The organism is Spirochaetota bacterium, from assembly GCA_026414805.1.
Lineage (GTDB): Bacteria > Spirochaetota > UBA4802 > UBA4802 > UB4802 > UBA4802.
Genome location: JAOAIH010000110.1, coordinates 1 through 5,375 on the forward strand (window position 1 = coordinate 1; position 5,375 = coordinate 5,375).

Below are 5,375 nucleotides of genomic sequence, written 5' to 3' on the forward strand. Positions count from 1 at the left end.
TAACTGCAGGGAGCGCCTCAGGGATGGCTGCAACAGCAAGGGAGATAGCAGTTAAAAGCATCCGCAAAGGTTCTTCTCCACGTAAAAGTCCAATCGCAAAAATTACAATACATATAGCAAGAACCGCAATAGAAAGTTTTTTGCCAAACACAGTGAGGCGTTTTTGCAATGGTGTTTTTACTTCCTCTTCCTCTTGAATCATGATTGCTATCTTACCAAGTTCTGTCTGCATGCCGGTGGCAACTACAATTCCAGTTCCCCTTCCATACGTAACAATAGTACCTTTGTAAGCCATATTTTTCCTGTCGCCAAGTGGAAGGTTTTCTTCACCAATTGGTTGCGTCTGTTTTTCTGCTGGTATTGATTCTCCCGTCAGTGCTGCTTCTTCTATTTTCAGTTGAACAGCTTCGATAAGCCGTATATCAGCAGGCACGATTTTCCCTGCTTCAAGCATAACAATATCTCCTGGAACTATCTCTCGTGCAGGAATGGTAACAGTCTTCCCATCTCGTATGACAGTTGCAAGTGGAGCAGCCATTTTTTTTAATGCCTCCATTGCTTTTTCAGCCCTATATTCCTGCACAAAACCAATGATGGCATTGAGCACTACTATAACTATAATTGCAATAGTGTCGGATACTTCTCCTAAAAATCCTGAAAGCAGTGCAGCGGCTAAAAGGACAAGTATCATAAAATCTGTAAATTGATTAAGAAGCATTATAATAGGTGTTCTTTTCTTTTTTTCTTTAAGTTCGTTAAAACCGTATGAAATAAGACGGGATTCGGCTTCTTTTTGAGGAATACCATTTAGTGATGTGCGTAGTGTATTTGTTACAGTTTCAACAGGCATGGTGTGCCAGTTCATGTGCTTTTTCCTTTCTACTAAAAAATATTATTTAACTCATCAATTTACAAACTATGGTGCATGTAAATAAGTACTGTTACAGTAGTAAGTGTTACAGGTAAGGTCAAATAAAAATTTTTTATAATGATGATACTTTTATTCTTAAGTTTTTTATTATAACTTCAACTGCTCATGGGCCACAGGATAGGTGTCAATAATGCAATACGCTATCACATCCCCTTTTACTTCACCCTCACTAAATTCAATTATGATTTCCTTTACAAGACCATTTTCATCTTTAATCTTTGTGCGTTTTGTGTAGTACAGTGGTAGGGGCTTGCCTGTAGTAGCATCAGCAACCATAATGCTATACACGTGATTTTTCTTCAGCCGGCAATTTTTAAGTATTGCTTTTATAAAGGTGGTGGCTTTTTCAAAACGTACGCTGCCCACACCCTGTGGGCACGTTGCAACTCCGTTTCCATGTAAACTCATGGTAAGTCCACCAAACACTGCCATGTGCCCGGTATCAAATTCGGTCATTCCCATAAGCTTTAAAAATTTGCCATAAAATTCAATCTCATCACCAAGCGCAACAGCAAAAAGAGCTGGGGATTTGGCGATAGCTCCTGTCAATGGATCTGCTGTTGTAGATAAACGATACAGCCCAAACGGCATATCCCATGAACCAATGAAATTGATCTTAAAGCCATCATAATTATACAATGTAATACAGTTTCCATCCTGTCGTAAGTATAGCGGATATCGTACTTCTAATGATGGGTCTATTACAGTTTTTCCGTTGGAAAGTTTACCGCCCACAACCCATACTACAAAGTTACTATCGCTTGTGCTTATAACACCACCCACATAGTGGAGCGAATCAAATCCAATCTGATTCCACGAAGGAAGCATGGTTGGGTTTGGTGCCGATAATCGTTTGAATTCAAACACAGTTTGTGTGTCACCGGTGAATTTAGGTGCCTTGTATGGCAACTTACCTTTGTAAGGAGCTATCGCATACGTATATGTAACATTGAAGCTGCCTCCCTGGCGTCCATTAAAAAATTTTAAGCCAAATCGAAGCATATCAGTAATATATTTTCCCTTAATAGTGACAGCAATGGTACCACCATGTTCATTGGTCCAGGTTTCTTGTGGAGTTATAACAAAAAATTGTTTGTTGGCAGATACATATACGCTGTATTTTGGATTTCCAGAGATTGCNACTTCAAGACTGTCTTTGTCAATGGCAGATTTTATTGTGTCACCGTTTTTGCGCACAAAAAGGGTAAAAGCCAGTGGCTGATTAGCATCAATATGTGCGGGTGGTTGAGGCAAAAGCTTGCCAAATTTATCGGTGTAAAGTAAAAAGACTCCATCATTTGGAAGGATTTCACCTTTTGCCACAAAGCATTTTTGATCTTTATCGGCATTGTATAGTGGATAATCATAGGGAATAAAGAATACACCGCCATTTTCACCACCTATGTATATTCCCTGTGGACCAAGTGCAGGGGAGCTGTTTAAGTCATTGCGGTCTTCATCAATACAAAGATAGGACCAACGCAATGTGCCGTCAGGGTTGAGAGCATAGAGCCTGCCCTCGCCGCTGCCAACATAGATAACATCATTGCCATCGACTGCTGCCGAAGAGCGTATTGGCTCAAGAGTGTCGTACGCCCATACTATGTGTCCGTCTTCTGGATTGAGTGCATAGATAGTACCGTCTGCACAAGGTTGAATGATAAGTCCATTTGAAAGCTGAGCAGGGCTTGCGTAAATGTGATCACGGAGCCCCTGTTTCCACAACTGTTTACCACTGTCCTGTGCATATGCTCGTACATAGCCATCATATCCACCAACGATTACCATACCTTTTTCATAGTTGTTAGTAATGAGTGGTGATGCCGCATTTGAGCCAAGACCGCCGTTTGTCCACTCACATTTTTGTGTGCGATAGTTATAGCAATAGATGTTTTTGAGCGCCATAAACTGAGTGCCAAAAAACATCTTTCCGGTTTTTGTATTCACTGCAGGAAGTGACCATATCATTTCGTTAGCTGGATACTGTGTGATTCTTCTTCCATTTGTGCGGTCAATTCTATATACCAAATAGTTATCGTTAGGTGCAATAATGCTGCCATCAGGGAGCATTCCTATATTGCCTTCAAACCAGTTGACATTGTATGTCTTAATTTTGAACTGTTCTAATACTTCTTTAACGGTATGTGCTTTGTGTTTCCAGATAATGGTACCAGTTTCTTTGTTGATGCAATACACGTAGCTATCGCCACTGCCAACATATACAAATCCTTTATCATCAAGAAGCGCTGATGAATCAATAATTTCACCTGTTTTGATTTTCCATTTAACCGAGCCATCCCGACGAAGTGCATAAAAATAGTGGTCAGCTGAGCCAATATATACAGTACCCTGCAAATCAACAACCGGTGAGCTGAAAATGCCCTTGCCGGTTTTAAATACCCACGGCTTAATACTGCTGCTGTATGTTGGTGTTATAGGGCTTCTTCCGTTTTGAAGGCTGTTTGCCCTGAATTTTGGCCAGGGGCTTGTAGGGTCAAGGGGTATATCTAAATGTGGGCCTTTATTCTGTTGCGATAACCTATCAGGATAGGCCTGATAGGTTTCAAAAGGGCATGTAGCAAAAAAGTAGTAGAGTACTGCAAATATGATACCAAGATACAATATGTGGCGTTTTTTAAATGTGTATGATAGTTTCATGTTTTTCTCCTGATGTGGTTAGATTTATTGTAACGTGTGAGGTTTTCAAAAATCAACTCGATGGAAGCTTGTAATCTCAGCTGAATGAAGATGCACCGTATGAGCTGCATTTGCTTTTGAAAAATAACTAAATTACTATTTAGTTATTTTGTCAATAATTATTCATAATAATATTATTGATTTTTTGATGTGTTTTTCCGTATGTATACTCAATTGGTGTAGTACTATTTGAGTGTGTAATACCAATATGCAATAAATTGTATTACGATAAACGTTATAATGAGTTATAAATGTATATATTGATTTCTTTTTTACGCATGATACTAAAATAGGCCTACCCGTATTGCACTATGAGTTCAGTATAAAAATTTATATCTCAAAAAAGTAAAAACATGAACAAAAAGCGCGCACGTACCATAAGTGAAAAAGAATACCGTAAAGAGCAGCTAAAAAGGGCTGCATTACAGTTATTTGCTAAAAGAGGATTTAAAAGCACTACAGTGGGAATGATAACAAAAAAAGCACATTTAAGTCCGGCGTCATTTTATCTTTATTTTGTTAATAAAATTGCAATATACAGAGAGTTAAATAAAGATGGCATACACATTTTAGAAAAACTTATTCAGGAGGGACTCAAAAGTGCTGGTGGCTACTCTGTTGATAAACTTTACGCACTTGCAGAAGCCTATGTGACTTTTTTTAAGGAATACCAGGAATATTTTTATATAACCGAAATTTTGCATTTAGGCAATGCAGAGTTTTTTTATGATACCAGAATGGTAAAGGAGCTTGAAGACCATACGCTTAGATTACTCAAAGTAGTAGCAAATGTTATTGATGGAGGAATAAAGAAAGGTGAATTGCAACGCATAGATGCCATGAAAACAGCAGTAACGCTGTGGGGTATGATAGATGGAGTGTTAATTTTAGAGGTTAAAAAAAGCACTGGGTTTACAGGATTGTCAGTTGATGCACTCATAACACAAATGATGGATATGATAGTACAAGGGATTATGAAAAGGTGATAGTAAATTGTAGCAATCTCAATTTTGAAAAAAATTGTTTTACACCATAGCAAGGGGCTTTGTAAGAATATTTTTTAATATTTTATTAGGGTTATATATTATGAAATACATGATATCAGTAAACATAATAATCTTATTATTGGCTTTATTGCACTGTGAAAGCGATCCCAATGCAGAACGATGCGCAAGGGTATGTGCTGATAGATATGGAGAATGTGAATTTACCTGCAAAATGCATTATACTGTCAATTCTCTAGAATATGTACATTGTAAAGTAGATTGTGAGGATGATTATAATCGGTGTGTATTTAATTGTTATTAAGCTGAGCGATAGCTCATTGTATTTTATTGTAAATATGTGATTTTGTGCAAGAGTACAGTTATTTCCCTGCCAGGCCGATAACCTTTAAAAAAAGTTATTGAAAAAATATATGCATGCAATACAAAAGCAAAAATTTTGGTTTTAATAAATTTTAAAAATATTTTAAACAAACTGTTAAGGAGGATCTTGGTTATGAGGTTGTTACAATTTTTAGTTGCGATTGTGCTAGTTACTATACTGGCAGCGCCTTTATTTGCAGCAGATGGAATAGCAAAGTTTACATTTAACGATGACCAGTACTTAGAACTCCACTATTTATTACAGGTTCAAGCGTATTCAATTTATAAAGATGGTGGAACTGAAAGTGACTACTGGTCAAAAGACACAAAGATTCGCCGTTCTCGCATTATTTTAAAAGAGCAAGCGGCTCAGGGAGTTG

The 5,375-nt window shown here is 37.7% G+C and carries 4 protein-coding genes; 2 read left to right on the forward strand and 2 right to left on the reverse strand.

The window, feature by feature from the left end; translation table 11 throughout:
- Both N3F66_14410 and N3F66_14415 read right to left on the reverse strand, forming a co-directional pair.
- Window positions 1-865: HAD-IC family P-type ATPase (locus N3F66_14410; protein ID MCX8125337.1), on the reverse strand; the 865-nt coding region annotated here is incomplete at its 3' end.
- Between the two features lie 153 nt (window positions 866-1,018).
- Window positions 1,019-3,589: a PQQ-binding-like beta-propeller repeat protein gene (locus N3F66_14415; protein ID MCX8125338.1), complete on the reverse strand. Its 2,571-nt coding sequence runs from the start codon at window positions 3,587-3,589 to the stop codon at window positions 1,019-1,021.
- Window positions 3,590-3,981: 392 nt separating this feature from the next.
- Between N3F66_14415 and N3F66_14420 the strand changes: the two genes are divergently transcribed.
- Together N3F66_14420 and N3F66_14425 are read left to right on the forward strand one after the other, a co-directional pair.
- Complete coding sequence (locus tag N3F66_14420; protein ID MCX8125339.1) at window positions 3,982-4,614, forward strand: TetR/AcrR family transcriptional regulator; 633 nt, start codon at window positions 3,982-3,984, stop codon at window positions 4,612-4,614.
- 514 nt (window positions 4,615-5,128) lie between these two features.
- Window positions 5,129-5,375 (forward strand): hypothetical protein (locus N3F66_14425; protein ID MCX8125340.1); only part of this gene is annotated, 247 nt, incomplete at its 3' end.